Source organism: Prauserella salsuginis (assembly GCF_024648885.1).
GTDB classification, from domain to species: domain Bacteria; phylum Actinomycetota; class Actinomycetes; order Mycobacteriales; family Pseudonocardiaceae; genus Prauserella; species Prauserella salsuginis.
In genome coordinates, this window is the sequence record NZ_JANBBF010000009.1 from 214052 (window position 1) to 240474 (window position 26423).

General features: G+C 68.8%; 28 protein-coding genes and 1 tRNA gene. 19 read left to right on the forward strand and 10 right to left on the reverse strand.

Annotated elements, in window-relative coordinates; all coding sequences use genetic code 11:
- Positions 1-158: 158 nt before the first annotated feature.
- Together LY40_RS07760 and LY40_RS07765 are read right to left on the reverse strand one after the other, a co-directional pair.
- The gene (locus tag LY40_RS07760; protein ID WP_258936372.1) at positions 159-692 is read right to left on the reverse strand and encodes a putative immunity protein; all 534 of its coding nucleotides are present in this window, start codon (positions 690-692) and stop codon (positions 159-161) included.
- 28 nt (positions 693-720) lie between these two features.
- Positions 721-1542: a class I SAM-dependent methyltransferase gene (locus tag LY40_RS07765; protein WP_258936373.1), complete on the reverse strand. Its 822-nt coding sequence runs from the start codon at positions 1540-1542 to the stop codon at positions 721-723.
- 222 nt (positions 1543-1764) lie between these two features.
- Between LY40_RS07765 and LY40_RS07770 the strand changes: the two genes are divergently transcribed.
- Positions 1765-2574 (forward strand): SDR family oxidoreductase, encoded by an 810-nt coding sequence (locus LY40_RS07770; protein WP_183780969.1) that lies wholly within the window; start codon positions 1765-1767, stop codon positions 2572-2574.
- 40 nt (positions 2575-2614) lie between these two features.
- Here the strand turns inward: LY40_RS07770 and LY40_RS07775 are convergent, their stop codons facing one another.
- Positions 2615-3529 carry a helix-turn-helix domain-containing protein gene (locus LY40_RS07775; RefSeq protein WP_258936374.1) on the reverse strand — a complete coding sequence of 305 codons (915 nt, stop codon included), beginning with the start codon at positions 3527-3529 and terminating at the stop codon, positions 2615-2617.
- 87 nt (positions 3530-3616) lie between these two features.
- Between LY40_RS07775 and LY40_RS07780 the strand changes: the two genes are divergently transcribed.
- The 4 genes from LY40_RS07780 to LY40_RS07795 all read left to right on the forward strand — a co-directional run bounded on the left by LY40_RS07780 (position 3617) and on the right by LY40_RS07795 (position 6502).
- A complete protein-coding gene (locus LY40_RS07780; RefSeq protein WP_183780963.1) occupies positions 3617-4072 on the forward strand; it encodes a hypothetical protein in 456 nt (151 codons plus the stop codon).
- Positions 4062-4895, forward strand: a complete 834-nt coding sequence (locus tag LY40_RS07785; RefSeq protein WP_258936375.1) for an alpha/beta fold hydrolase — start codon at positions 4062-4064, stop codon at positions 4893-4895. Before LY40_RS07780 ends, LY40_RS07785 begins: the two co-directional genes overlap by 11 nt.
- 100 nt (positions 4896-4995) lie before the next feature.
- Positions 4996-6051, forward strand: coding sequence for an alpha/beta hydrolase (locus LY40_RS07790; RefSeq protein ID WP_258936376.1), 1056 nt, complete (start codon positions 4996-4998; stop codon positions 6049-6051).
- A gap of 40 nt (positions 6052-6091) precedes the next feature.
- Positions 6092-6502, forward strand: coding sequence for a hypothetical protein (locus tag LY40_RS07795; RefSeq protein ID WP_258936377.1), 411 nt, complete (start codon positions 6092-6094; stop codon positions 6500-6502).
- Positions 6503-6586: 84 nt separating this feature from the next.
- Here LY40_RS07795 and LY40_RS07800 read toward each other — a convergent pair whose 3' ends face one another.
- The 3 genes from LY40_RS07800 to mbp1 all read right to left on the reverse strand — a co-directional run bounded on the left by LY40_RS07800 (position 6587) and on the right by mbp1 (position 8029).
- On the reverse strand, positions 6587-7045 hold the full coding sequence (locus LY40_RS07800; RefSeq protein ID WP_372497721.1) for a carboxymuconolactone decarboxylase family protein: 459 nt from the start codon (positions 7043-7045) through the stop codon (positions 6587-6589).
- Between the two features lie 75 nt (positions 7046-7120).
- A complete protein-coding gene (locus tag LY40_RS07805) occupies positions 7121-7603 on the reverse strand; it encodes an RrF2 family transcriptional regulator (protein WP_258936378.1) in 483 nt (160 codons plus the stop codon).
- Between the two features lie 189 nt (positions 7604-7792).
- Entirely contained in the window at positions 7793-8029 is a 237-nt protein-coding gene (gene mbp1, locus LY40_RS07810; protein WP_183780941.1) for a microaggregate-binding protein 1, read from the reverse strand.
- 163 nt (positions 8030-8192) lie between these two features.
- Here mbp1 and LY40_RS07815 point away from each other — a divergent pair, with 163 nt between their 5' ends.
- The 6 genes from LY40_RS07815 to LY40_RS07840 all read left to right on the forward strand — a co-directional run bounded on the left by LY40_RS07815 (position 8193) and on the right by LY40_RS07840 (position 11551).
- Positions 8193-8375 carry a DLW-39 family protein gene (locus LY40_RS07815; RefSeq protein ID WP_183780938.1) on the forward strand — a complete coding sequence of 61 codons (183 nt, stop codon included), beginning with the start codon at positions 8193-8195 and terminating at the stop codon, positions 8373-8375.
- A gap of 36 nt (positions 8376-8411) precedes the next feature.
- Positions 8412-8484: transfer RNA gene (locus tag LY40_RS07820), tRNA-Ala, on the forward strand.
- A gap of 72 nt (positions 8485-8556) precedes the next feature.
- A complete protein-coding gene (locus LY40_RS07825) occupies positions 8557-8802 on the forward strand; it encodes a hypothetical protein (protein ID WP_258936379.1) in 246 nt (81 codons plus the stop codon).
- Positions 8803-8893: 91 nt separating this feature from the next.
- Positions 8894-9202: a type VII secretion target gene (locus tag LY40_RS07830; protein ID WP_258936380.1), complete on the forward strand. Its 309-nt coding sequence runs from the start codon at positions 8894-8896 to the stop codon at positions 9200-9202.
- A complete protein-coding gene (locus tag LY40_RS07835) occupies positions 9202-10938 on the forward strand; it encodes an alpha/beta hydrolase (protein WP_258936381.1) in 1737 nt (578 codons plus the stop codon). The genes LY40_RS07830 and LY40_RS07835 overlap by 1 nt, the downstream gene beginning before the upstream one ends.
- 136 nt (positions 10939-11074) lie before the next feature.
- Positions 11075-11551, forward strand: coding sequence for an LppA family lipoprotein (locus LY40_RS07840; protein ID WP_258936382.1), 477 nt, complete (start codon positions 11075-11077; stop codon positions 11549-11551).
- 404 nt (positions 11552-11955) lie between these two features.
- Here LY40_RS07840 and LY40_RS07845 read toward each other — a convergent pair whose 3' ends face one another.
- Positions 11956-12495, reverse strand: a complete 540-nt coding sequence (locus tag LY40_RS07845; RefSeq protein ID WP_258936383.1) for a pyridoxamine 5'-phosphate oxidase family protein — start codon at positions 12493-12495, stop codon at positions 11956-11958.
- 150 nt (positions 12496-12645) lie between these two features.
- Between LY40_RS07845 and LY40_RS07850 the strand changes: the two genes are divergently transcribed.
- Both LY40_RS07850 and LY40_RS07855 read left to right on the forward strand, forming a co-directional pair.
- A complete protein-coding gene (locus tag LY40_RS07850; protein ID WP_258936384.1) occupies positions 12646-12984 on the forward strand; it encodes a GNAT family N-acetyltransferase in 339 nt (112 codons plus the stop codon).
- A gap of 3 nt (positions 12985-12987) precedes the next feature.
- Positions 12988-13470 carry a carboxymuconolactone decarboxylase family protein gene (locus LY40_RS07855; RefSeq protein WP_258936385.1) on the forward strand — a complete coding sequence of 161 codons (483 nt, stop codon included), beginning with the start codon at positions 12988-12990 and terminating at the stop codon, positions 13468-13470.
- Between the two features lie 7 nt (positions 13471-13477).
- Here LY40_RS07855 and LY40_RS07860 read toward each other — a convergent pair whose 3' ends face one another.
- Positions 13478-13945 (reverse strand): DUF6653 family protein, encoded by a 468-nt coding sequence (locus LY40_RS07860; protein ID WP_258936386.1) that lies wholly within the window; start codon positions 13943-13945, stop codon positions 13478-13480.
- Between the two features lie 189 nt (positions 13946-14134).
- Between LY40_RS07860 and LY40_RS07865 the strand changes: the two genes are divergently transcribed.
- The 4 genes from LY40_RS07865 to LY40_RS07880 all read left to right on the forward strand — a co-directional run bounded on the left by LY40_RS07865 (position 14135) and on the right by LY40_RS07880 (position 17129).
- Positions 14135-14464 carry a hypothetical protein gene (locus tag LY40_RS07865; RefSeq protein WP_258936387.1) on the forward strand — a complete coding sequence of 110 codons (330 nt, stop codon included), beginning with the start codon at positions 14135-14137 and terminating at the stop codon, positions 14462-14464.
- Between the two features lie 158 nt (positions 14465-14622).
- Positions 14623-14931 carry a hypothetical protein gene (locus tag LY40_RS07870; protein ID WP_183780920.1) on the forward strand — a complete coding sequence of 103 codons (309 nt, stop codon included), beginning with the start codon at positions 14623-14625 and terminating at the stop codon, positions 14929-14931.
- A 1-nt stretch (position 14932) separates the two neighbouring features.
- Positions 14933-16528: an alpha/beta hydrolase gene (locus LY40_RS07875; RefSeq protein ID WP_258936388.1), complete on the forward strand. Its 1596-nt coding sequence runs from the start codon at positions 14933-14935 to the stop codon at positions 16526-16528.
- 7 nt (positions 16529-16535) lie between these two features.
- Positions 16536-17129: a hypothetical protein gene (locus tag LY40_RS07880; protein ID WP_228725984.1), complete on the forward strand. Its 594-nt coding sequence runs from the start codon at positions 16536-16538 to the stop codon at positions 17127-17129.
- Positions 17130-17229: 100 nt separating this feature from the next.
- On the opposite strand, the gene LY40_RS07885 is transcribed toward LY40_RS07880, so the two are convergent.
- Positions 17230-17667 (reverse strand): SAM-dependent methyltransferase, encoded by a 438-nt coding sequence (locus LY40_RS07885; RefSeq protein ID WP_258936389.1) that lies wholly within the window; start codon positions 17665-17667, stop codon positions 17230-17232.
- Between the two features lie 263 nt (positions 17668-17930).
- Here LY40_RS07885 and LY40_RS07890 point away from each other — a divergent pair, with 263 nt between their 5' ends.
- A complete protein-coding gene (locus tag LY40_RS07890; protein WP_258936390.1) occupies positions 17931-21863 on the forward strand; it encodes a Pls/PosA family non-ribosomal peptide synthetase in 3933 nt (1310 codons plus the stop codon).
- Positions 21860-23164, forward strand: a complete 1305-nt coding sequence (locus tag LY40_RS07895) for a M1 family metallopeptidase (RefSeq protein WP_372497720.1) — start codon at positions 21860-21862, stop codon at positions 23162-23164. Before LY40_RS07890 ends, LY40_RS07895 begins: the two co-directional genes overlap by 4 nt.
- Before the next feature lie 244 nt (positions 23165-23408).
- Here LY40_RS07895 and rph read toward each other — a convergent pair whose 3' ends face one another.
- On the reverse strand, positions 23409-26009 hold the full coding sequence (gene rph, locus LY40_RS07900; RefSeq protein WP_258936392.1) for a rifamycin-inactivating phosphotransferase: 2601 nt from the start codon (positions 26007-26009) through the stop codon (positions 23409-23411).
- Positions 26010-26423 lie beyond the last annotated feature (414 nt).

The following is a 26423-nucleotide window of genomic DNA, read 5'->3' on the forward strand; positions in this document are numbered from 1 at the left end:
GCGCCTTCGTCTTCTATACCCCCCACGCGCGTGTCCTGCACTCAGCACCGCGTGTCCTGCATTCGTGCACGCGTGTTCTGCACCCGGGACGCGACGTTGAGGGTTCGCGGGCCCGTGTTGTCGATTCCGGGGACCGTGTTGAGGGTTCGCGGGCCGGCTCAGGCGCGGCCGCGCAGCGTGGTGTCGAGTGTGCGGAGGAGCTCCCCCGGACGGCTACCGCCCGCGGGGGCGACCGGGTAGCGGCGGAGCACGTCGATCACGGCAGATGTGGCCAACCGGCGCGCTCGTTCGAGTTGCTCGACCGCGACATCCGCGTCCCCACCGGCTTCCAGTTCGCACGCCCGCGCCGCGTGAGCGGCCGCGCCCAGGATGTGCCTGACGTGCGTCGCCTTCGGCAGCGGGTGCAGATACGCCGAGCTCGCGGCCGTATGCGCCGACCGGGCGGCCTCGCTCGCGGCGGTCAGGCCGGCGTCGCGGGTCTCCTGATACGCCCGCCATGCCGCCCACGCCGCGTCGCGGATCGCTTTCGACCGCCGCCCACCCTCCGCGAACGTCCTGGTGACGTCGAGTGCATCCCGTGCGCGCGGATCCTGCGGACGCACTCGTTCGAAGAGCGCCACCGCCGGCTCCGCACACCCGACGGCGAACGCCGCGACGGCGCGGATCTCGTCCAGCGTCACCTCGATCGACACGCGTCCATCATGCCGTGACGGCCGGCCGTCAGAACGGTTTGCGGGTCCACGCGTGGGGAAACGGTCCGATGGTCATGATGCCGTCGTGCTCGCGCAGATCCGCCTTGAGTCGTTCGCCGAGCGTCTCCGGTTGCACTTCCTCCCGGGTCGCGACGCCGAATTTCTCCATGAGCGGAAGCGTGCCGCACACGATGTCGGCCCACGTGTACTCCGGTAGCTCGCTCGCGCCGCGCAGTCGCCAGCTGATCCCGATCTCCGGATCGGGAAGTCCGGCGGCGCGGAACGTCGCGAACAGGTCGTAGCCCATCCGTGGGTTGACGCCGGCCAACCGCATCGTCTCCTGCAGCCAGTCGTACGCCTGCTGCCACAGCGGGGTCATGGGATGCGCCCACGTGTTGGTGAGATCGGCCTCCTGCAGGCACACGAGCCCGCCGGGGCGAACCCGCGCGTACGCCTGCCGCAGTGCTTCGACCGGGTCGGCCACGTACATGTAGATCAGCCGGCCGACCACGGCGTCGAAATCGCCGTCGATCCCCTCCAAGGTCTGTGCGTCGCCGGTGCGGAACTCGACGTTGGCGTAGCCACGTCGCCGGGCATCGGCCTGTGCACGTTCGGCGGTCGCCGGGTCGCGGTCGATGCCCGACACCGATCCGGTCGGTCCGACGCGGTCGGCGGCGAGGTAAGCGACATCGCCGGCTCCAGTGCCCAGGTCGAGTACGCGCCAACCGGGTCCGAGCCCGATGTGATCGAGAAGTTCGGTCGTCATCGCGTTGAGCAGGCCGCTCTGAGCCCGTAGCCGCTCGTCCTCGGCTTCGTCACGTTCGAACAAGTACTTCGGTGTGGTCGTCATGGCCCAGGTGTAAGGCGGAAGGAGTACTCGGCCAATGTCTTTGCGCGACAGGGAAAACACCCGCGCCCCCGCGAGGGTGCGGTGATTCGGTTACGCACGCGGCCTGATGTGGAGACCCGGGTCCATAAATCAACTGTCCACAGGAGACGTCCACATGGGGACAGACAGGCCCACCGTGGAAACCGAGTTGAGGCGGACCGAGGCGCGTGTGATCCTCGGTAAGTGAGGGATCCGTACCCACTGAGGGGCCGGGCTGCCGTCGTCACGGGCGTGAGTAGACGCGGCGGCATCGGCTACGCCATCGCATGCAGGCTCGCGTCGTACGGTGCGAACGTGTTCCTGCACCATTTCGTGCCACACGACAGCGAACAGGACTGGGGCGCGGACGACCTCGACGCGGTCCTGGCCGGAGTGAGGGAACAGTCTGCGGGCGGGCGGATCGCCGATCTTCACGCCGACCTCGCCGAACCGGATGCGCCACAACGGGTCTTCGACGCGGCGACCGGCACATTCGGCCACGTCGACATACTCGTTGCCAATCACGCGATGAGCGGCCACGACGGACCGCTGGGTGAGCTGACGGCCGATGAGCTCGACCGCCATTGGGCCGTCGACGCGCGTTCGACGATCCTGTTGTTGCAGGCGTTCGCGAACGCTCACGACGGTAGGCCCGGCGGCGCGGCGGTGCTGATGACGTCCGGACAGGCGCTCGGCCCGTTGCCCGGCGAGATCGCCTACGGTTCGGCCAAGGCCGCCCTGCACGGCATGACGACGACATTCGCCGATCAGCTCGCCGACCGTGGAATCCGCGTCAACACGGTGAATCCCGGTCCGGTCGACACCGGATACCTGACCCACGACATATGGCGGACGGTCGAGCCGATGTTCCCGTTCGGACGGTACGGCGAACCCGACGACCCGGCTCGGCTCGTCGGGTGGCTCGTCACGGATGAGGCCGTGTGGATCACGGGACAGGTCGTCAATAGCGAGGGTGGATTCGGCCGGTGGCGACCGAGGGGCGCCTCCACTTGACGGCATGCGCCGGGACGGCCGATCGCTGTACGGCGGGAACTCAACTGCCGGCGAGGTACTGCACCAGGTGCGGATGTTCCGTGGCTAGCCGTTCCAGCCGAGTCGCACCGGTGTCGGAGTGCCGCCGCAGGAACTCGGCCGTGGTGGCATCGGCGGGGAAGAACGACTCCATCGACAGTCCCGCGACCGTGGTGTCGAGCGGGGTGCCGAACGTCGTGACGGTGCTGATCAGTTGCAGTTCGAGGTCGGCAACGCGGAGCCGCACCGGCAGGAACACCCGGTCGTCGGTGGCCGGTGCGCCACCACTGGACCTTCCGTTGTGCGCATCCCCGCCGTACGCGGTCTCCCCGTTCGAATCGCCGCCGTTTCGTTCACCGGCGTGTGGTGGTTCGCCGTAGGACACCAGTTCCGTGTAGAGCTCGGCCAGCCGTGGATCGCCGCTGAGCGTTGCCTGCCTGTCGACCTTGTGCAGCAACGAGGTCCGCAGCTGGGGGAGGTTGCTCAGCCGTGGTGCGAGACCGTTCGGGTGCAGTGTCAGCCGCAGGACGTTGAGCGGTGCGGTGAGCAGCTCCGGTGCCACGTCCTCGAGCAGCAGTGTGCTGCCGGAGTTGGCGGCCACGATGTTCCAGCAGTCGTCCACGGAAAGAGCGGGGTGCGGCTCGTGTGCCGTCAGCACGGTGTCGATCGCCCGGCGCACGGGTTCCATCGCGCCGTCGCCGAGCCGGTGTTCGCCGAACGCGGGCGCGTACCCGGCGGCCAGCAACAGTTCGTTGCGGGCGCGTAGCGGCACGTCGAGGTGCTCGGCGAACTGCAACAGCAACCCGCGGCTGGCGCCGGAGCGGCCGGTCTCCACGAAGCTGATGTGCCGCGCCGACACCCCGAGCTGTGTCGACAGCTCGAGCTGGCTGAGCCTTCTGCGGGTACGCCATTCGCGGAGCAGCGGGCCGACGGTCATACGCCGACCGTAGACGGCTCCGGTGCGCGGGGCGATTACCGAACGGGTAATCGACGCGCCCACGTGGCGGTGCCACCGTCGGTCGGCATGAGCGCATCGACACACATCGCATCGAAATGCGTCACCCCGGGTCAGGCCTCGTGGCTCGACACCGCATTCCGGATCGCCGCGGTGGGACGGCTGGCCTGGGGAGCGCTATCGCTGGTGACGCCGAGGGCGAACACGCGTCTCGCCGGCGTGGACGAGTCCGCGACGCCGGAACTGACCTATCTGATCAGGGTCTTCGGCTCGCGTGCGCTCGCGTTGGGCTGGGGCTACCTGCTCTCCGACGGCTCGGCGCGACGCCGGTGGCGCCGCCTGGGGCTGCTGGTGGACGTGTGCGACACGGCCGACGGCCTCGCCCACGTCGTCCGCGGCGACGTGCGCAGGGGTGCCGCCATCGGGCTGACAACCGCCACGGGTGCCTACGCGGCGCTGGGTGTCGTGGGAGTGCTGGCCGATCTGAGGGCCGCCGAGTCGGAAGGATCCGTCGATGACCGATGAGTTCGCCGCCCACCGCCACCAGGTCGGGGGCATCAGCTACGTCGACGTGGGAGAGGGGCCGGTGACGCTGTTCGTCCACGGCGTGTTCACCAACGGGCGCCTGTGGCGGAATGTGGTGCAGCGGCTGCGCGGTCACCGGCGGTGCATCGTGGTGGACCTGCCCGGCCACGGGTGCACGCCGCCGCTGGGGGAGGCGTCGCTGTGGGGGCTGGCCGAGGCCGTGGGCACCGTGCTCACCGAACTGGACCTGTGGGACGTGCACCTCGTCGGCAACGACACCGGCGGCGGGGTGTGCCAGATCGTGATGGCACGCCACGAGTCCCGCTTCGCGTCGTGGGTGCTGACCAATTGCGACACCGAGGGCAACACGCCGCCGCGCGCGTTCGCACCGGTGGCGTGGGCGTCGCGACTCGGGCTGTTCCGGGTGACCGGTCCCGTCGTGCGGTGGCCCGCGCTGGCGAAACAGATCCTCAGGGTGGGTTATCGCCGTCCCGCGGAGCTGCCGGACGACGTGGTGGTGGACTACCTGGCGCCGATCCTCGGCAGCCGTGACTCGGTGCGGTTCATGGAGCGGCTGTTGATGTCGCTGGCGCCGACCGAGCTCGGCCGCATCCGCCCCGAACTGGAGGCGTGCAACGTGCCGACCTTGTTGGTGTGGGGCACCGCCGACGTGTTCTTCCATCTCGAGTGGGCGCACTGGTTGCAGCGCCTCGTCCCCGGGGTGACGGATGTCGTCGAGATACCCGGCGGGCGCCTGTTCTTCCCCGACGAGTTCGCCGACGACTTCGTCGACGCGGCTGAGCGGCACTGGAAAACGGTGTGAGCGGCCGCTGAAGCAGTCAGGTGAATTCCCGCGAACCGGCCGTGGTGGCCGCTGCCGCACCGTTACGCTGCTGCCGGCGTTGTCGAGCGTGGTGCGAACCGTGGAGGCGGCAGTGGCGGTCGAGTCGGGTGACAGGGCCGATCCGGTCGGCGGGATTCCCGCGGAAGGTTCCCCCGTCGAGGTCTCAGGTTGGTGGCGGGACCTGTCGGCCGAGGAACGGGAATCGGTGATCGCCGCCGAGCCGGCCACGGTCGGTGCGCTCGACGGGGTTCCGACCGTCGACCGCGACCGTGCCAACCGGTTGCTGTTCGACGTCGAGTACGCCGACATCACGGCGCAGCAGCAGGACGATCCCGACGAGGACCGCGGCGCCGTCATCCGCGCCATGGACGCGATCAAGCGCTACATCGACAGCGACGCGACCCGCGCGCGGCCGCGGGCGTTCCTCGTCGGGTTCTCCCGCGAGGGCCGGGGCCGCGCGATCATCGCCACCGGAGATCCGGACACGGCCGACAACGTGGTGACGAACGTGCAGGGCACCGGAACCAGCCTGAAGGCCGTCCGGTCCGAGATCGACAAGTCGGATGCGATCGTCGACCGGCTCGGCCAGTTGTCCCGCCGCACTAACACATCCACGATCACCTGGCTCGGCTACGACGCGCCGCAGGACCTCCTGGAGTCGGCGAGCAAGGACCGTGCCGTGGTCGGCGGGGAGTCGTTGCGGTCCTTTCAGGACGGTCTGCGTGCGACCCGGGACGGCGAGCGTTCCTACAACTCGGTCATCGGCTACAGCTACGGTTCGACGGTGATCGGGCACGCCGCTTCCGAAGCGTTGCTCGACGTCGATGCGGTGGTGTTCGTCGGCAGTCCCGGTGTCGGTGTGGACCACGTGTCGGAGCTGCAACTGCCGGAGGACTGCCGCGTGTTCGCCACGACGGCCCAGAACGACGTCATCCGCCTGACACCCGACTTCGCCCACGGGCCGCAGCCCATCGACGAGGACTTCGGCGCGACGGTGTTCGATTCCGATCCCGGTGCCGACGGCGAATGGTTCACCGTGGGGCTGTCCACCGAGGCGCATTCGCAGTACTGGAACACCGATTCCGACTCGCTGCGCAACTTCGCGGCGATCATCCTGGGCAGGGGACCGTTGTGAGGCGAACCGGCACCTCGCGCCAGGGGAAGGGGCACAGGCCATGCGGACGTTGACCCACGACGAGGCGCGTGCGCGAGCGCAGGAACACATCGAACGCGCCGTCGCCGCGCTGCCCGTGCAGCCCACGCTGACGGTGCAGCGCGACGACGCGCTCGAATGCGATGACCCGAAGGATCGCGGGCCGCGCGGCCGCTACGAGGTCGGCAAGACGTACTGGCTCGACGACCTTCCCGGCGACCGCAACGCTGAGATCGTCGACGCGCTCGTCGAGCACTGGACGTCCCACGACTTCCGGGTGCTCGCCGATCACCGCGACGCCGACGACCGGTTCGTGTCGGTGCAGCACGACGGCGACGCGTTCCGGATGTCCGTCACCCAGAGCATCGAGGGCGACCTGTCACTCGGCGCGTCGTCGCCCTGCATCTGGCTCGACGGCGGCACCGACGACTGACCGTCACCACCGGAATGCCCCCAAGGGCACTTTGGTTGCGTTGAATGCGACCAAAGTGCCCTTGGGGGCGGAACAGCACTCGGCCTAGCGGGTGATGGTTCCCGCAACGGTGCGGTTGGTGACGTTGATGCGGTTCCACGCGTTGATCGCGGCGATGGCCATGATCAGCGTGCTGAGCTGGGTGTCGTCGTAGTGCTTGCGGGCGGCCTGCCACACGTCGTCGGGAACGCCGTGCGGGTTGTCGGCGATCCGGGTCGCGGCTTCGGCCAGTTCGAGCGCCGCACATTCGGCTTCGGTGAAGTAGGGCATCTCGCGGAACGCGGCGACCCCGTTGACGCGTTCGGTGCTTTCGCCGTCGGCTGCGGCGTCGCGTGCGTGCATGTCGACGCAGTAGCCGCAGCCGTTGATCTGGCTCACGCGCAGTTTCAGCAGGTGCAGCAAACCCTGGGGAACGTCGCTGCCCGCGAGGAATGACTCCATCGCGTACATGGCCTTGAAACCGCCCGCGGCGGCGGACTGCAGACCGACGAGTCGTCCCTGCATCGTTGTCTCCTTTTCTGGATGTTGAATATCCGGAATTTGTGGACGGGTGAGCGCACGCCCACCCCGTGGCGGTCGTCAGCGGGTGTCGTCGAACCAGCGCCGCACCTTGTCGGGCACGCCGGGGTTCGCGTGTTCGACGGTCGTCATGACGTCGGCGACCGTCTGCCCGGCGAGTTCGCGCCGCCAGGCGAGTTCGGCCTTGCGCATCGCGGCATCGATCGCGCACGGCTTGCGGTAGGCATCGGCGTCGCCGCCGCCCGAGCCGCCTCGTTGGCGAATCTCGGTGCAGCGGAACGCCGGTTCGTCACCGTCGATGGCGACGACGACGTCCATCAGCGTGACCTTCTCCGGCGGCCGGGCGAGGCGGAATCCCCCGCGCGGGCCCGACACGGAGGTCAGGATGTCCGCGCGGGCCAGGGCCTGCAGCTGCTTGTTGAGATACGCCGCGGGCAGCTCGTAGAAGGCCGCCAGTCGGGCCGCGGGCACGGCTCGCTCACCCAGCCACGCCAGGTTCAGGCAGCTGTGCACCGCCCACTCGACTCCCTCGTTCATCCGCACAACCTGGATATTAGATGTCCTGGATTGGCGTCTGCAAGAGATATGGATCGGCTGGCTGGTGCCGTTCTGCAGGTACGGCGCTCCGGGCGCGCCGGTGGCCCCGACCTGCATCACCGACAGGGCCGGACGTCCTCGGTGCAGCCAAGATCGCGGATGGTTCCACGTGGAACCATCCGCGATCATGAGCTCTCACTCCTGCTGGGAGCGCTCGCGCGCCTGGGACTCGGTGGCCTTGCGCTCGGCCTCCTTGGCCTGCGCCTCCTTCTCGGCGACCTCGCGCTGGGCCTCAGCCTTGTCCTGTTGCGCACTGCCTTCCTGCTGCATCGAGTCGTGTCCGAGCAGGGAGCCGGCGGCCTGCTTCACGCGGCCCTTGATGTCCTCGACGGCACCCTTGAGGCCTTCCTGCTGTTCGTCCCTGCGGTTCATGTGAACCTCCTGTGCCTCTCGTGCCTGTACCTGCGGCCGGGCCGTTGCCCATGGCCGCGCACCCGGCGGCTGCCCGCATGGCCGGACCGCGTAAACCGCCCGGGAGGGGGTGCAGTACGATCGAGACGGCAGGGTCAGTTCGTGCCAGAGGGAGGCTTCGGCCGTGAAGAAGCTGTTGGCGTTCGCCGTGGTCGCGGGTGGCGTGTTCTTCGTCATCAAGCGCAACAAGGATGCGAAGGCCGAGGCGGACCTGTGGCGCGAGGCCACGGCACCGGTCGACACCCACGTCAACGGTGCGTCCCTCAACGGCAGCACTCCGGCGAACACCGGAGCCGGCCAGAACTGACACCGGCACCCGCGAACGTCACGGTTCGCAGGCCTAGGGGCTGTAGCTCAATTGGTAGAGCGCTGCTTTTGCAAGGCAGAGGTCAGGGGTTCGATTCCCCTCAGCTCCACATAGTTTGACCTGGGAAAACTCTCTCCCGTTCCCATCGAATCTCTGATTTGTTGCTGACGATGGCGATTACGTGGCCGGCGTCGACGAGTGCGCGGATCACGTCGGCGGCACCGGAATCCACCTTGAGCTCGCGGAATCGGGACTCGACGGCCACGGCCGTCGCTTCGTCGATCGTGTTCGCATACTGGAGCACGTCGAACGGGTCTTGTGCTGCCTCGACGTCGTCCGGCAGCGGGCCGTCGAGGAGCTTCTTCAGCGCGTCCGCGGCATCACGGTCGCCGACGTCACCGCCGAAAACGCGCCCCGAACGGGGTAGGTAGGAGGGCTTGGATACGTCGCTTCTGATTGATCGTTTGTATGTGCGGTGCCAGTGTGTAATGACACGAACACGACGAGGGGGCGGTCTTGTGGGGTTCGAGGCACAGATCGAGGCGATCAGCGAGAGTGGCGATGCCGCTGACGGCGTGGCGGAAGCCGTACGTCAGGTCAATCCGGCTGCGGTCGTTCCGGATAGTCCCGCGGGTATGAAAGGCGCGAAGGCGGTCGCCAAGCTGGCCAAGGTGAAAGAGCACTGGCAGGGCACAGGTGCCGAGCTGTCCGGTGCGCTCGATCAGTACGCGCAGGATCTGGCGACTGCCGCGCAGCGCTACCGCGAGTCGGATGAGGCGGCTCGGTCCGACCTGGGTGACGGCGGCGGAGGCCGGAGGCCCGTCTGATGGTCAGCTGGAGCGATGTCAAGCAGTGGAACGGCAGCGCGCTCGCTGAAGCCATCGGGCCGTTGAACCGGGAGTACAACGAGCTGATCAACGCAGGCGAAGACTTGGGCAAGATTCAGTCGCCGGACGGCTGGTCCGGGCAGGCAGCGCAAGCTGCGGGCAGCCGGTGCGGTGAGCTGGTCGAGGCGTTGGGCGAATGGACAGGCGAGATCGCAGCGGCCCGCACCGCGTTCACGGCGACGAGCGACGCCATCGGCGGAGTCAAGAACGGTGTCACCGAGGCTGAGGAAGTCGCCAAGGCGAACAATTTCAGCATTGCCGATGACGGCTCGATAGCCGACCACGGCGTTCCAGCGGACACACCGCAGGACCAGCGGGAAGCCGTCGCTGAAGAGCGAGCGCGGGTGAAGACCGAGCTCGAGGAACGCGTGAAGAACGTACTGCGCAGCGCCGACGACGTTGACAACGACTTCTGCAAGGTCCTGGACAAGATTCTGGGCGACACCGTCGACGCCGACAGCGACGCCACCTCGCTTGCCGCGGCCGGGAAAGCCGGCACGAAGGTCGGCTCGCTCACGATCCCCACCCCTCCGCCCCTGAGCGACGCGACTGTTGCCCAGAACGCTGCGTGGTGGGCCACGCTCAGCGAGGCGCAGCGCAAGCGCTTTATCCAGGACTTTCCTGGTCAGGTCGGCAATCGCGATGGCATACCCGCATCTGATCGGAGTGCTGCCAACGTGCTCCGGATCGATGACGAGCGCACCAGGCTGCAGAACCGCATCAAGCAGCTTCAGGCCGAGCGGCGCGAGCACGGCGGTCCGGGAGGCGTTGGGGAGGAGATGACTATCAACCGGAAGATCGCGCGGGCCGAGGAGAAGCTAGACAGTCTCGCTGCCGTCGAGCGCACAGTGACGGACCGCCACGGTGAACCGAAGGCTGGGAAACAGCTCATGCTCCTTGACACTTCCGGTGAGCGTGTCAAAGCAGCGGTTGCGAATGGCGACGTAGACAAGGCGGACCACGTAGCGGTGTTCACACCTGGGATGAATTCGAGAGTCGACACCAATCTTGACGACTACGTGCAAGACACTGACGCGCTGAAGCGCCACGCAGAGGATGAGCTTACTCGCGAGAACCGCAGAGGCGAGTCGGTGGCCACAGTCACGTGGTTGGGGTACGAACCGCCTCAAACGAATCCTGACGGGATTTTCGAGGCCGTCGTCACCGGTGACTCGGCTGAGGAGGGAGCCCCGAAGCTCGCAGAGTTCTACAACGGTATCGACGCATCTCGCGCGGACAACCCGCACATGACGGCGCTCGGCCATTCCTGGGGGTCGCTCACCCAAGGCTATGCCCTGCGTGACCATGAGACGGGCGTCGACGAAGCAGGATTCTTCGGCTCCCCGGGAATCGGTACTGACAGTGGCAAGGAGCTGAATGTCCCTGAGAACCACGTCTATGCGTGGGAGGCTCGCGAGGACGCCGTCGCGAACATCCCGGGTGTGGTAGAGCGATACGGCAAGGATGTCGTCGAGCAGGACGGCATCCATCACATGTCCACCGAGGAATACGAACCTGCTCCAGGTCAACGCACCGAGGCTTCGACGGGTCACAGTGAGTACATGAAATCAGAGCGGAGCCAGGGGCAGAGCTCGGAGGTCTATCAGACGAGCGAGTATGCGATGGCCCGGATAATGATCGGTTCCCCTGACTTTACGCCTGTTCCCGAGCCGTAGATAGGTAGGAGTAGTGCACCAGCAACCGTCAGTCGCCGGCCGTTCTGCGAAGCTCGCCATGCCGTTCTTCTTGGCCTTGGTCATGGCTCTGGCGGCATGTGCGAGTGGGCCCTCGACGGGAGGTCAAGGGGAAGACATGGATGCTGAGCCATCAAAGAGTGCGTTCCAGGAGCTTGCGGCGCGCCCGAACATCGAGGCGGTGATCAGCGAGCACGCGGAGATCGAGCGCGAGATTCAACGTCGCCTGGTCACCGAAGTCGGTTTGCCGGACTCCTGGGAGACAACAGACGAGGAATCCGAGAATTGGTGTACCGGGGAGTATGAGGACCTCGATGCCGTGACGATCCATATGCCCAACTGGGCCAACTTCGATCACCCCATCCCGGAGGCGGACTGGCCCCGAGCGTTGGAGATCTTCACCGAGGTCATGGGCAAGTACGGCTTCGACATGCCCAAGGCTGTGGTCGACCGGCCGAACGATCACCTCGTGAGCGCTCACCACGACAACGGTGCGGAGTTCTCGTTCGGGACGAAGAAGGCCACTTCGCTGTCGTCGGTTACGGGCTGCCACCTGACCGAACGTGCCCACCCCAAGACCGCGAACGGTTCGTGACCGTCCAGCAGGCCCCAGGCGCCGGTGTGCTCAGCTAAGCGGCCGTCGCGATGGGAGCCACGATGGGTGCGAAACACAGCATTTCTGAGCCAGTGGAGGCAGCCGAGGCAGCGGGTGTAAGTCTGTGGCCAGCGATAACCAGGTAGGACCGCACCACACGCCGCATTTGCAAGGCAGAGGTCAGGGGCTCGATTCCCCTCAGCTCCACATAGTTTGACCTGGGATTTCAAGCCATTCGGCTGATCTCCCGCCAGTCCGATGGGACTGACAGCGGGACTGACTGCCCTCGAAACGTGGCCAGTACGAGTCAGCTCGGCCGCCAATCCCACGTAGTGTTCTCCTGAAGGCGTCGACCTCGACCGGCCCCGGAGTGGCCGGCTGAGGTGGACCCGCGCGAGCTCTCGTCAGGCTGACGGTTGTTGGTCGAGCAGTCCGACGGGGTCGACGCTGTAAGCGACCATCCAGCTGGGGTCGATGCGATACCAGATGGACTCGTTCCAGAACGGATCGTCGCCGTCGCCGTCGTAGTGGTCGACCAGATAATCGCGGACGGTCGGCCAAGTCGGGTCGTTGCTCGTCCCCTCGGGGTTCAGTGGAACGACGTGTCCGTGCGTGAAAATGCCGAGCTGTTCGCCGTGCATGAAGGTCGCGCTGATGCCGGGCCGCGCCGCGAGATGACGGGCTTTCGCGGCCTGGCGGTCGGTGCCGATGATCCAGCGGCCGTGCAGGAAATGCCCGTCGGCGCCGCTGATGCGTGGTTCGCCGCGCCGGGTGACCGTTGCGATGGCCAGGGTGCACATGCCTTGGCAGACGCGGACGACCTGTTCGGCGTCGAGGGTCCGCTCACCTGGTCGGATGATCGATTTGAGGTGGCTGCTGGAACCGGCCCAGGACGTGTCGAGCAGGACTTGGAGGCTGTGGAGCTCGTCGGGAGTCTCGAACATTCGGCTAGTTGACCACCTCCCACCGACAGTGTCGGCTCAGTGCGCGGTCGCCGACCGCATCTGCTCCTGCCACCGCCCGATCATCCGGACCACTCTTCACCGAGCCCGTATCGTGCGAGGAGGACCAGACGATGCGACCGAAGGGAACCGATGTCCGACAATGCCCCGGCGGCGGAAGTCGCCCAGGCCGGAGACCGTGACCGGTACGAGATCAGCGTCGGCGAGCAGCCGGCTGGGTTCACCGCATACGTCGATCGCGGCGGGCAGCGCATCTTCTTCCACACCGAGATCGGCGAGAACTTCGGCGGAATGGGACTGGGCAGCAAGCTGATCGGTCAGGCACTGGCCGACACGCGCGACGCGGGCCTGCGCATCGTGCCGGTGTGCCCGTTCGTGAAGAAGTACCTCGAACGCCACCACGAGGTCGACGACGTCGTCGACAAGGTCACCACCGACGCGCTGGCCGCGGTGCGCGAGCGGACGGAGTGAGCCATGTCCGACAGGATCTTCATCGACAAGCAGACACCGTCCGTGTTCAAGGCCCTCACCGCGACCGCGACCGAGATCCGCAGCCGGGCGCGTGAGATCGGCCTGGACACGATCCTGCTGGAACTGGTCAACGTCCGGGCGTCCCAGCTCAACGCGTGCACCTTCTGCCTCGACCGGCACACTCACCTCGCCCTCGAAGCGGGTGACACCGCTCAGCGGTTGGCCGTGCTGCCGGGTTGGCGCGATACCGACCTGTTCACCCCACGCGAGCGGGCCGCGCTGGAACTGACCGAAGCCGTGACCCTGGTCGCCCAGCAGCATCCCGACGACGAGGCGTACGCACGGGCTCGCGCGAACCTCACCGACGACGAGGTCTCGTTGATCACGTGGGCGGCCGTCACCATCAACGCTTTCAACCGCGTGTCCCTCATGTCGAGGCACCCGGTGCGCCGCCGCTCAGGCACGTCCGATCGGTCGCAAGCCTGAACGGGCGTCAACCGCGCTTGGCGGCCCGGCGGTCGTAAAGCTCGGCGTAGCGGCGCCAGCTGAGCATGGTCACGGTCATGGACCAGGCGAGGCCGAGGGCCGTCGGCACCGGCCGTTTCGTCCACGCACCCAGCGCGGCGGCGGCGAGGCCGACCGATCCGACCGCGTTGAGACCGCTCGATCCCGGGTCCTGCTTCGGGTCCGCGATCCACTGTTCCTCACCGAGGATGGCGCGCGTCGCGAATGTCCGGTCGCCGCGCACCGGAGGGGTCACGACCGGGTTGACCGCCATCCACACCGCGACGGGGACCGCGTGCCGCCAGTCGCGCGTCCACAGCGGCAGCACCAGCAGTGGCGTGGTGGCCCAGCGGGACCACGCGCTGACCGGATGCGCGTGCCGGGCGAACACCCACCTGCGGAACCGGTCTGCCGCCGGCACGTCGGAAGCCGTGGTCGGTGCGTCGGGCTTCGGCATCGAATCCTCCTGCTGCCAGGACGGCTGTCGTCGGCGTGCGCCGAAGTATGCCGCACCCGTCGACGTGCCGGCGGAGATTCGGCGCATCGCCCCGTGCCCTCTCCTGCCGAGCGTGTTCGATATTGACCGCGGGGCCGTGGACAGGCACGCTCGCCGCGACCGGAGTCGCGATGACGGGGGACGCCGCCGATGTCGGACGAGCAGCGCGACGAGCGCCCGCGGTACGTCGTCGTGGACGAACCCGACGTCGACGCCGACGAGATGATCGCGATCTGGCGTAAGGCCAGCCGGGCGTGGGGTGTGCGCCCGCATCCCGATCGCGTGGCCGAGATGCACGCCGACCTCGACCTGATGCGTCCGCACTACCCTGCGGACGTCCTGGTCGAGCTGGAGATCGGGCTCTGGCGGATGCTGCAGCTGCAGGCGATCGACGCGCACGCCGACTACCGGCCCATAGCGGTCCTCACCGAGAACGGCGTCGGCCTGGTGGAGCGCGTCCGCCCCGAAGACGTCGAGTAGCCGGCCGCAACCCGGTGACCGGCAGCAGAGCGGAGCGGGCCACGGACCTCACCGCTCACCCCGTCGTGGGCAGCTGTTCACCGAAAGTGGCAACGCGGCCGTGTCCGGTTCGATACTTTCTACTCCCCACCTGCCCACTGGAGAAAGGCACATCCGGCGTGAGCGGTTACGACGTCGATCCCGAGACACTCGTCAGCACCGGCGACGAGCTCGTTTCGCTCGCGGACGGTGCCGGCGAAGCGGTCGCCGAGTTCAGCGGCGCAGTCGCGGTGTACGCCGACGACAACGACGGATTCAACGCCGCGGGCAAGGTGAAGGGGCTCGCCGAACTGTGGGAGTACCACGTCGACGACCTGGGCAAGCGCACCGCGGTCGCAGGGGGACTGCTGCGCGACGGCGCGAGCGATTACGAGCAGATGGAGGACACCGTGCTCGACACCCTCCCCGACCTGCACTCGGAGACGTGACGTGGTTTCGTTCGAACAGCTGCGGTCGGCCGATCCGGCGTCCTTCGACAACCTCGCCAACAAGTGGTCGCGCTTGGCGGGAGAACTCTCCTCCACCGACTCCGACCTCGCGTCCGCGGCACGCCCCCTGGAAGGCTGGAGCGGCGACGCCGGTGACACCGCACGGGCTCACATCAGCGACGTGCGCGACGGCTACTCCACGGCCGCCGAGTACATCGAGAAGATCCCGCCCGCCCTGCGCACGCTGTCCGACGCCGTGTCCGAGGCGCAGAAGACCGTGAACAGCGTCGCCGAGACCGTCGATTCCAACGGGCACCTGCGGTTGCAGACGGACGGCACCGTGCGGGCGATTCCCGGTGGGCCGGGCGACATGCGGAGCGACGAGGAGAAACAGGCCGCTTCCGATCTCGCGGAGGAACTGACCGGGAAGATTTCCCGAGCGCTGAAAGCCGCCAAAGAGGCCGACCGCACGGCTGTGTCTGCTTTGGACAAAGCGACACCGGAGTCGGCGGGTCTGGAACTCGAAGCCACCGGCGACGGCAACATCGTGACTCCGGCCGACATTCCCCGCGACGCCTCCGCCGCAGAGGTCAAGCAGTGGTGGGACGAGTTGAGCCCCACCGAACAGGAATCGGCCATCTACACCCACGGCGACGTCATCGGCGGCCTGGACGGGATTCCCGCCGAGGATCGCGACCGTGCCAACCGGATCCGGTTCACCGAGGAGTACACGCAGCTCAACGAACGCCGCGACGAACTCGAGAACCTCGACCCGTCCGGATACTCACCGGAGGCGCGCGAACTCGAGGAGATCGACCAGACACTCCGCGGGCTCGACGCCATTCACGAACGCCTCGAGCGGGAACCGACAGAGACCAGGCCGGAGGCGTACCTGCTCGACTTCTCCACCGAGGGCAACGGCCGCGGCATCGTCGCGACCGGAAATCCCGACACTGCCGACAACGTCGTCACCTCCGTCCCAGGGACCGGGTCGAACCTGTCGAAGATCGGCGGCGAACTCGACAAGGCCGACGCGCTGCTCGACCAGGCAGCGCAGACCGAAAGGGGCAGCAGCAACGCGGCCATCACGTGGGTCGGCTACGACGCGCCGCAGGATCTCGGCGCGGCGACGAAGGCCGATTTCGCCGAGGACGCCGCGGGCGACCTACAGTCCTTTCAGGATGGTCTGCGTGCCACGCACGAGGGGCAGCCGTCCAACAACACGCTCATCGGCCACAGCTACGGGTCGACCGTCGTCGGACACGCGGCACAGGGTGACAAGGAACTCGACATCGACAACGCCGTGTTCATCGGCAGTCCCGGCGTCGGCGCGGACCACGTGTCCGAACTCAACCTGGCCGACGGTGCCGACGTCTACGCCGGGACCGCGGAGAACGACGTCATCCGCAACACCCCGCCGTTCATCCACGACAACCAGCCGATCAACGAGGACTTCGGCGCCGAGGTGTTCGACGCGGGCGAGGGCACCGACTCGTGGTACGGCACGTCGACGGATGCGCATTCGGAGTACTGGGACGAGAACTCCACACCGTTGCGCAACCTAGGCCGCATCGTGGTCGGCGAGTCACCGTCATGATGGGGCCATGAGGAAACCGAATCCCCGGCCGGCCGCGCGTAAGCGGACCCGATGGGCGCTGCCCGCGCTGGTCGCGGGTGTGCTGCTGGCGGCAGGGTGCGGCGGTGGCGCGGGGACGGGCGGCTCGGGTGAAAGCACGGACGGCGGCGGTACGGAAGGCGGGCGGCAGATGAACACCCTGACGATCGAACAGGCGCGGGAGCGGGCACAACAGCACATCGACCGTGCCGTCGCCGCACTGCCCGTGACACCGGAGCTGACCCTGCACCGAGACGACGAGCTCGAGTGCACCGACCCCGACGACAAGGGGCCGGCCGGGCGCTATCAGGTCGGCAGGACGTACTGGCTCGACGAGGTTCCGGCCGAACGGAGCGCCGAGATCGTCGACACGCTCCACGACCACTGGACGTCCGGCGGTTTCCGCGTGCTCGCCGACGAGCGGTCGGCCGACGACCGGTTCGTGTCGGTCGAACACGATGAGGACGCGTTCCGCATGTCCGTGCAGCAGAGCAAGGACGGCAGCCTCTCGCTCGGTGCGTCGTCGCCGTGCCTGTGGCCCGAGGGCGAACCACCCGGCGGCGGGGAATCCGCCTCGCGGTGAGGCGCCACCGGACAGGGCACCTCCGGACAGGGCGCCACCGGACAGGGCAACACCGCGGCCCACCAGCCGCATGTGATCTTGACGGGATCCCCGGCAGTGATCAGGTGTCGCGATGCGGAAGTGACAGCCGTCGTAGCGGGTCGCCGCCGTCGACGAACAGCCGTCCCCGTGGGGTGAGTGCGTCGGCGATTCGGCGGAGGGCGAGTCGCCCCGTTGCCGGGTGTCGCCCGTCGAGGGCACCAACGCGGACTGCGAAGGCCAGGTCGAAGCGCGCTTCGTCGGGCAGGAGCGTGAAGTCTTCGACGGCGATCCGCCGCACGCTCATCAGCCCGGCGTCGATCTCCGCCGCGGCACCCTTCCAGGCCTGGTCGATGCTCGTGGCCGAGCGGTCGATCATCAGGATGTGCCCGTCACCGACGCGTCCGGCGACCGCCTTTGCCGCCGCGCTGGTACCGCCCCCGATTTCCAGTACACGCATCCCAGGAGTGAGCGGGAGCGCGTCGACGATCGCCGTCAGGCGTGGCGACAGGGAGCGCATGCGGGACCCCTCCCACTCGGTGATCCGGTAGCACCGGAGGCTGTCATCGACGAGTACCCCGCGACCGATCAGCAACGCCTCGGCCGGCCCGCGTACGGGAGCGACCGGGGTCCACGGGCAGGCGGAGCGACGTTCCGCGGGCGTCCCCTGTCGTGTGATCCTCTCTACACCTGTCCGATATCCGCAGTTCATGCTGGGTAGGCTGACCGGTCGTTCTCGGCCGTCTCACCCGGAGCTGGCCCGGATAGCGCCTGTGAGGGCTTGTGACGATCGCGATCGACAGACCTGCCGGACCGACGCCCGCCCCTGACCCCGCCGCCCGCGCCGTGTTCCGGACCGGGCTCGCGCCGACCGTCCGGACGCTGCTCGACGTACTCGACGACACGATCGCGCGGCACAAGGACGCGCCCGCGATCGACGACGGTTCGACCGTGCTGACCTATCGCGCGCTGGCCGCCGAGATCGACACCGTGCGGGCGAAGCTGGTGGCCGAAGGCGTCGGCGTCGGCGACCGCGTGGGCATCCGCATCTCCTCGGGCACCGCCGAGCTGTACGTGGCGATCCTCGGCACGCTCGCGGTCGGCGCCGCCTACGTCCCGGTCGACATCGACGACCCGGACGAGCGTGCCGCGCTCGTGTTCGACGAGGCGGGCGTCGGTGTCGTGCTGGGTGACGGCGGCGCGCTCGAACGGGTCGGCGAGCCGCGCGGCATGCCCGGCACGCCCACGCCGGGTGACGACGCGTGGATCATCTTCACGTCAGGCTCGACCGGCAAGCCCAAGGGCGTCGCGGTCAGCCACGGCAGCGCGGCCGCGTTCGTCGACGCCGAGGCGCAGCTGTTCCTCACCGACGAACCGCTCGGGCCGGGTGACCGTGTACTGGCCGGCCTGTCGGTGGCGTTCGACGCCTCCTGCGAGGAGATGTGGCTGGCGTGGCGCAACGGCGCCTGCCTCGTGCCCGCCCCACGCGCGCTCGTGCGCACCGGCGTCGACCTCGGGCCGTGGCTGCTCGACCGCCGCATCACCGCCGTGTCCACCGTGCCGACGCTCGCCGCGCTGTGGCCTGCGGAGGCGCTGGAGGACATCCGGCTGCTCATCTTCGGCGGCGAAGCCTGCCCACCGGAGTTGGCCGCGCGCGTCGCCGTCGAAGGGCGCGAGGCGTGGAACACCTACGGGCCGACCGAGGCCACCGTCGTCGCCTGCGGGGCACAACTGTCCGGTGAGGGGCAGGTCCGTATCGGTCTGCCGCTGCACGGCTGGCAGCTCGCGGTGGTCGACGACGACGGCAAGCCCGTGCCCATGGGCGCCACTGGCGAACTCGTGATCGGCGGCGTCGGGCTCGCCCGGTACCTCGACGAGGACAAGGACGCCGAGAAGTTCGCACCGCTGCCGTCGCTCGGCTGGGAGCGTGCGTATCGCAGCGGCGACCTCGTGCGTGCCGACCCCGAAGGCCTCGTGTTCCTCGGCAGGGCCGATGAGCAGGTCAAGCTCGGCGGCAGGCGGATCGAGCTCGGCGAGGTGGACGCCGCGCTGCAGTCGTTGCCCGGCGTCGCGGGTGCCGCGGCCGCCGTGCGCAGGACCGATGCGGGCAATCAGGTGCTCGTCGGCTACGTGTTGCCCGGCGACGGCGACGGCGACGGGTTCGACATCGACGCCGCCGTCGCACACCTGAGGGAGCAGCTGCCCGCCGCGCTCGTGCCGCTCCTCGCGGTGGTCGACGATCTGCCGGTGCGCACCTCCGGCAAGGTCGACCGCGCCGCGCTGCCCTGGCCGCTGCCCGCCGGATCGGTGACGGGCAGCGACGACGGGCTGTCCGAGACCGAACAGTGGCTGGCCGAGGGGTGGGCCGCGATCCTCGGCGTCACCGTCGGCGATCCGAAGGCCGACTTCTTCTCCTGCGGCGGCGGCAGCCTCACCGCGGCGCAGCTCGTGTCGCGCATCCGCACCCGGTATCCCGACGTGGCGGTCACCGACGTGTACACCCATCCGCGACTCGGCGATTTGGCCGAGAAGCTCGACGGGCTCGAAGGCACGACCGCACGCCGTCGCCGCGTCCCGCCGGTGCCCGCATCGACCGGCCTGGTGCAGAGCCTGTTGCTGGTTCCGCTGCTGACGGTGGCCGGGCTGCGGTGGACGACGATAGCGGCCGCACTGTCGACGGCACTCGGCGTCGTCGCCGGTGTCGCCTGGGCGCCCACGGTGCCCTGGTGGACGCTCGCCGCGGCGTGGCTCGTGCTGTTCAGCCCCGCGGGCCGCATCGTGATCTCGGCGGCGGGCGCCCGGCTGCTGCTGCGCGGCCTGCGACCCGGCCGGTATCCCCGTGGCGGCAGGGTGCACCTGCGGTTGTGGGCGGCGGAACGGCTCGCCGACGTCACCGGGGCCACCGACGTGACAGGTGCGTCCTGGATGACCCACTACGCCCGGCTGCTCGGTGCGAAGGTGGGCGAGGACGTGGACCTGCACGCCCCGCCGCCGGTCACCGGAATGCTCAAACTCGGCCGCGGCGCCGCCGTCGAACCGGAGACCGACCTGTCCGGCCACTGGGTCGACGGCGACGTCGTCCACATCGGAAAGATCCGCATCGGCGCGGGTGCACGCGTGGCCGCGCGGAGCACGCTGCTGCCAGGCGCGCGCATCGGCAAGGGCGCCGAGGTGGCCGCCGGCGCGACGGTGCGCGGTGCCGTTCCCGCGGGCAGGCGCTGGGCGGGTTCACCTGCGACCAGCGATCCGAAGGGTGCGTTGCGCTGGCCGTCGAAGAAACCGGCGCGCAGCCGGCGCTGGGCACTGGCCTACGGCGCCGCCTCGTTCGTGCTCGGCGTGCTGTCCGCGGTGGCGGCGCTGCCGGCCGTCGCGATCCTCGGTGCCGCCGCCGCGCAGGCCCCCGGACTCGTGGCCGCGCTCGGCCCGATGCTCGCGCTCGTGCCCGTCGCGGCGCTCGCGTACCTGGGCACGTACGCGGCGCTCGTACTGGTGGGCGTGCGCGCGCTCGGCATCGGACTACGCGAGGGCTTCCACCCCGTGCACAGCCGGCTCGCCTGGCAGGTGTGGGCCACCGAACGGCTCATGGACGCCGCGCGATCGGCACTGTTCCCGCTGTACGCCAGCCTGCTCACGCCCGGTTGGCTGCGACTGCTGGGCGCCAAGGTGGGCCGCGGTGTCGAGGCGTCGACCGTGCTGGCCGTGCCCAAGATGACCAAGATCGCCAGTGGGGCGTTCCTCGCCGACGACACGATGGTCGCCGCCTACGAACTCGGCAACGGCTGGCTGCACGTCGCGCCCGCGCGGATCGGCAAGCAGGCGTTCCTCGGCAACTCCGGCATCACCGCACCCGGCCGGTCGGTGCCCAAACGCGGGCTGGTCGGCGTGCTCTCGTCGACGCCGAAGAAGGCCAAGAAGGGTTCGTCCTGGCTCGGGATGCCGCCGATGCCGCTGCGGCGCGCGGTCGAGAGCGGCGCTCGCGACCGCACGTTCGACCCGCCGCGCCGACTGAAGATCGCGCGCGGCGCCGTGGAGCTGTGCCGGGTCGTGCCGGTGATGTGCTCGGTAGCGCTGTCGGTACTGGTCGTGGCGGCGCTGTCGGCCGTGTGGTCGGCGTACGGACTGTGGGCGGCCGCGCTGTCGTCGGGTGCCGTGCTGTTCGTCGCGGGTGTCGGTGCGGCGGCCGCCGCGACCGTGGCGAAGTGGTCGCTGGTGGGCCGCTTCCGCGCGAAAGAATGTCCACTGTGGAGCTCGTTCGTCTGGCGAGCGGAGCTGGCGGACTCGTTCGTCGAAACGCTCGCCGTGCCGTGGTTCGTCGGCGGCGTCGGCGGAACCCCGCTGCTGCCCGCGTGGCTGCGTACGATGGGTGCGCGGATCGGCAGGGGAACGTGGGTGGAGACGTACTGGCTGCCCGAGTCGGATCTCATCCGCATCGGCGACGGTGCCACGGTGAACCGCGGGTGCGTCGTCCAGACCCATCTGTTCCATGATCGGATCATGAGTATGGACACCGTCGAGTTCGGCGAGGGCGCGACGCTCGGCCCGCACGGCATCGTGCTGCCCGGCGGCGGTATCGGCGACCGCACCACCGTCGGTCCCGGATCGCTCGTGACCCGCGGAGACTCCGTGCCCGCCGATTCCCGCTGGCAGGGCAACCCGATCGCCGCGTGGGGTGACGAGTGCGGGTCGGGTGACGAAGGCGGGTGGGGTCACAAGTGACAGCACAGCCCGAACCCGGCGCCGATCGTTCCGATGACTCGTACCTGCCCGCGCACGGCAACGGCGGCTACCGCGTGCGCCACTACGACCTGGACCTCGAATACCGGCCGGTTGCCAACCGGCTCTCCGGCACCGCCCGCATCACCGCCGTCGCCACGCAGCCGCTCTCGGCGTTCACGCTCGACCTCGCGGAGTTCAAGATCGGCCGCGTGCAGGTGTCCGGCACGAATGCTCGTTACGCCCACCGCGGGCACAAACTCCGCGTCAAACCGGCCAGGTCGATCGCCGAGGGTGCGGAGTTCACGGTCGAGATCCGCTACTCGGGGAATCCGGCACCGATCTCGTCGCCGGAGTGGGGCGACGTCGGCTGGGACGAGCTCACCGAGGGTGCGCTCGTGGCGAGCCAGCCGATCGGCGCGCCCACGTGGTTCCCGTGCAACGACCACCCCGCGGACAAGGCCACCTACCGACTCGCGCTGAAGGTCCCGGCCCCGTACACGGTCGTCGCGACGGGGAGCCTCGTCGACCGCAGCAGGTCGGCGAGCACGGTCAGGTGGGTGTTCGAACGCCCCGAACCGACGGCGCCGTACCTCGTCAGTGTCCAAATCGGATACTACGACGACGTCGACCTGGGCGAGGCCCGGCTGTTCGTGCCCACGCGGCTGCGGCAGAAGGCGCTCGTCGACTTCGGCAGGCAGCCGGACATGCGCACCGCTCTCGAAGGGTGGTTCGGCCCGTACCCGTTCGACGACTACGCGGTCGTGGTCACCGACGACGAGCTCGACGACCCCATCGAGGCGCAGGGCATGGCCGTGTTCGGCGCCGGCCACGTCGACGGCGAGCGCACCCACGAACGACTCGTCGTGCACGAGTTCGCGCACCAGTGGTTCGGCAACAGTCTCACGGTCGCCGACTGGCGGCACATCTGGCTCAACGAGGGCTTCGCGACGTACGCCGAATGGCTGTGGTCGGAAGCATCCGGCGGCGAATCCGCCGACGCGCTCGCCCGCCGCTGGCGCGACGCGCCGGCGCAGCAGGGGAGCGGTCCGCGCATCGCCGACCCCGGCGTGGCCGGCATGTTCTCCGAGCGTGTCTACAAGGGCGGAGGGCTCACCCTGCACGCGCTGCGCGGCGAACTCGGCGATGAGACGTTCTTCGCGCTGCTGCGCGACTGGACCGACGCCCACCGTCACTCGACCGTGACGACCGCCGAGTTCACCGCCCTGGCCGCCCGGCATGCGGGCCGTTCACTGGACGGATTCTTCACCGCCTGGCTCGACGCCGACACACTGCCGCGGTAGCCCGGCTGCCGCGATCAGGGGATGGCCTTCCTCGACGTGCTGCGGCCACACCTGGGCCCCGACGCGATGGCGGAAGCCGAACCGCCCACCACACGTCACTGCAGCTGCAGGCCGCCACCGCCGGATACGCCCCGGTCCACATCCCGAACGAGGACGGCGTCGCCACCGTGCCCACCCGTGGGACCTCAGAAAGTCCACAACGGACTACCGGTGGGCACGGTGGCTTCTGCGGCCCGCGGCTGTTCTAGTCGAGGAGCTCGACCGAGCCGCGCGTGCCGTCGACGCGGATGCGCCTGCCGTCGGGGATGACCTGTGTCGCGTGCTCGACGCCCACGACTGCGGGCAGCCCGTACTCGCGGGCGATGACGGCGCCGTGTGTCATCTGGCCGCCGACCTCCGTCACCAGACCCGCGGCCGAGACGAACAGCGGTGACCAGCTGGGATCGGTGTACGTGGTGACGAGGATGTCTCCCTGCCGCAGATCGGCCTCCGCCATGTCCAGCACGACGCGGGCTCGCCCCTCGATCGTCCCCGTCGACACCGGCAGCCCGGCCAGCGCGCCGTCCGGCACGTCCTCGCGCCGATACGACCCGGCGACGGCCTCGCCGTTCGAGGTGAGCACCCGCGGCGGCGTCAGCGTCCGGTACTCGTCGAACTCCGCCTTGCGCCGGGCGATCAACGCGTGGTCCGCGTGCCGCGTGCGGACCACGTCGCGGAACTCCTCGAACGTCAGGAAGAAGACGTCCTCCCGGTCGGGCAGCACCCCGCCGGACACGAGGCGGTCGGCCTCGGCCAGCAACGCCTGCTTGTACGCGAAGTAGCGGCGGACCATGCCGTACTTCGGATACTCGCGATAGCCGATGAAGCTGCGGAGCACGTCGATCATCCGCTCGGTCTCCGCGGCCTTGTGCTCGCCGTCCGGGAGGGTCCGGAGTCGGTCGAGCACGTCCTGCTTCGTCCGTTCCGCGTCCCGGCGGCCGTGTTCGAACCGCCGCTGTGCCTCACCGGGGTCGAAACCGGCGATGTTGCCGAGGATCACCGGAACCAGCGCCGAGGGCCGTTCGCTCCACCGTGGCGTGGTGATGTCGATCTCGCCGACGCAGCGCATCCCGTAGGTGTCCAGGTAGGACTCGATGGCGTCCCGCGCCTCCCGGCCGCCCGGCACCTTCGGCAGCTCGTGCAGGAACTCGTCGCCGGTGGCCTCGCGCAGTACCGCGACCGCCTCGGGATGCGGCCGGATCACGTCCGCGACCTCCAGCAGTGCCAACCCCATCTCCGAGGTCACGTTGTTCGGTGCGGACTGCGTCAGCGTGTCCGTGATCCCCTTTTCGCCCAGCCAGGCGTCCAGGCGGTCGCCCAGCCAGGCCGTCGCCTCCATGACGGCCGTGATCGCCTGATGGTTCTGCGGATCGAACATGGTCCGCCTGAGTTCGTCCAGGTCCTCCAGGATCACGTCGAACAGCTCCGGTCCGGACGCGGTGAGGATCCGGGGTCGTGCCTCGGCGAACGACTCCTCGTTGCGCGCGATCAGCTTCGCCACGATCGCCGGGTCGGGATCGATGTGCACCGAACCCGTCATCGACGGCCCGGCACCGGTGGGCCGCTGCGCCGTATCGGGCGGTGGGGGAAGGAAGCCGTCGCGGTCGAGCACGGTTCGCAGCGCGTTGCCGATCAGCGGGTCGGAACTGCCCAGTGCGTCGACCAGGCCGTCTCGCGTGGCGGGCGAGGCCAGCCGCTCGGTGACGTCGACGAACAGCCGGCCGCCCGCGTGGACCATCGGAGCGGGCGTCGTCAACAGCCACACCGACAACCCGAGCGGTTTCATCGCGTCGGTCATCATCTGCTGGTGCCCGACGGAAACGTACACGTGGTTCCCGTCGTCAGCGGTCTCGGGAATCGGGAACAGCGTAGTGATCGGTCGACTTTGGACGATCAGGAACCGGTCGTCCGCGAGGCACCACTCGATGTCCTGCGGCCTGCCGAAGTGCTCCTCGATCCGCCTGCTCAGCCGTTCGAGCCGCAGGGCCTGTGCGTCGGTGAGTGCCTGCCGGTCGCGCTGCTGCGGCGGGATCTCCTCCTGGACGGTCCCGCCGCCCGGCGCGGCGCGTACGGCCACCGTTTTCGCGGCGATCGACCGGTCGACGACCTCACCGGCGCGTATCGTGCACGAGTCGGCGTCGGCCGTGCCACCGGCGATCGTCTCGCCCAGACCGAAACACGCCTCCACCACCGTGACCGTCCGGTCCGACGTGACGGGATCGGCGGTGAACGCGATCCCCGACACCTCGGGCGCGACCATCTGCTGTACGACCACGGCCATCGCGACCCGGCGGTCGTCGACACCGCCCCGCAACCGGTAGGTCACGGCTCGCTCGGTGAACAACGAGGCCCAGCAGTTGCGGACGTGGTCGAGCACCGCGGCACCGCCCGCGACGTTCAGATACGTGTCCTGCTGGCCGGCGAACGAGGCGGTCGGCAGGTCCTCGGCCGTGGCGCTCGAGCGGACGGCGTAGGCGACGCCGTCGTCGAGCCGGGACGTGATGGCGTCGGCGATATCGCTCGGAACGGCCGCGGTTTCGACGGCGTCACGGATCTCGGCGCTCAAGGCGCGAATCGAATCCCGATCGTCCGGTGTGAGCCGAGCGAGCCGGTCGAGTCGCTCGTCGAGTGACGGTACGGCCCCCAGAACCGTACGGAAAGCATCGGTGGTCACGCAGAATCCGGCGGGAACGTCGACCCCCTCGATCCGTGACAGCTGCCCCAGCTGGGCTCCCTTTCCCCCGACGAGTCCGGCGTCGTCCAGGCCGACCTCCTCGAAGCCCAGTACGACGTCGCGTATTTCCACAATTCCCCCTGAGAAATCGGATCTGTTTCGACCGGAGAATTGTGCGCCCGATACCGGGTCTTGCCGCAAGAGGGAGGGTGTGTTATATATTAGGCACGGCAGGGAGATATGACTCCTTGTCGTTCTTTTTTGGGAAGCCCCTGGTCGTCAGTGGGAGGCTCTTGGTCACCAGGCGGATTGTGCGGATCATCGAGGATCGGTTGCTCGACGACTCTTCTTCCTGACGCGACTGCTCACCAGGGATTCTTCTCACCGCTGACCGTACTGACCTCAACGGCCCTCACAGCGGCTGTGCTCGGCGCGGCTGTGCTCACCAACGGCTGTGCTCGGCGACGACTGGGGCGCAGCAGGATCGTGCGGTGTTGCCCACCGTCGTGTGACGGCGCCATTCGAGTGCTGCGGCGGGTGAGTAGC

Excerpts from the sequence above, each read along its gene's own strand:
- LY40_RS07850 (WP_258936384.1), top strand. The coding sequence starts at position 12,646 with ATGTCCGACAATGCCCCGGCGGCGGAAGTCGCCCAGGCCGGAGACCGT.
- LY40_RS07845 (WP_258936383.1), bottom strand. The coding sequence starts at position 12,495 with ATGTTCGAGACTCCCGACGAGCTCCACAGCCTCCAAGTCCTGCTCGAC.
- LY40_RS07865 (WP_258936387.1), top strand. The coding sequence starts at position 14,135 with ATGTCGGACGAGCAGCGCGACGAGCGCCCGCGGTACGTCGTCGTGGAC.
- mbp1 (WP_183780941.1), bottom strand. The coding sequence starts at position 8,029 with ATGAACCGCAGGGACGAACAGCAGGAAGGCCTCAAGGGTGCCGTCGAG.
- LY40_RS07855 (WP_258936385.1), top strand. The coding sequence starts at position 12,988 with ATGTCCGACAGGATCTTCATCGACAAGCAGACACCGTCCGTGTTCAAG.
- LY40_RS07785 (WP_258936375.1), top strand. The coding sequence starts at position 4,062 with ATGACCGATGAGTTCGCCGCCCACCGCCACCAGGTCGGGGGCATCAGC.
- LY40_RS07885 (WP_258936389.1), bottom strand. The coding sequence starts at position 17,667 with ATGCGCTCCCTGTCGCCACGCCTGACGGCGATCGTCGACGCGCTCCCG.
- LY40_RS07840 (WP_258936382.1), top strand. The coding sequence starts at position 11,075 with ATGGATGCTGAGCCATCAAAGAGTGCGTTCCAGGAGCTTGCGGCGCGC.
- LY40_RS07765 (WP_258936373.1), bottom strand. The coding sequence starts at position 1,542 with ATGACGACCACACCGAAGTACTTGTTCGAACGTGACGAAGCCGAGGAC.
- LY40_RS07800 (WP_372497721.1), bottom strand. The coding sequence starts at position 7,045 with ATGCAGGGACGACTCGTCGGTCTGCAGTCCGCCGCCGCGGGCGGTTTC.
- LY40_RS07835 (WP_258936381.1), top strand. The coding sequence starts at position 9,202 with ATGGTCAGCTGGAGCGATGTCAAGCAGTGGAACGGCAGCGCGCTCGCT.
- LY40_RS07880 (WP_228725984.1), top strand. The coding sequence starts at position 16,536 with ATGAGGAAACCGAATCCCCGGCCGGCCGCGCGTAAGCGGACCCGATGG.
- LY40_RS07860 (WP_258936386.1), bottom strand. The coding sequence starts at position 13,945 with ATGCCGAAGCCCGACGCACCGACCACGGCTTCCGACGTGCCGGCGGCA.
- LY40_RS07775 (WP_258936374.1), bottom strand. The coding sequence starts at position 3,529 with ATGACCGTCGGCCCGCTGCTCCGCGAATGGCGTACCCGCAGAAGGCTC.
- LY40_RS07780 (WP_183780963.1), top strand. The coding sequence starts at position 3,617 with ATGAGCGCATCGACACACATCGCATCGAAATGCGTCACCCCGGGTCAG.
- LY40_RS07795 (WP_258936377.1), top strand. The coding sequence starts at position 6,092 with ATGCGGACGTTGACCCACGACGAGGCGCGTGCGCGAGCGCAGGAACAC.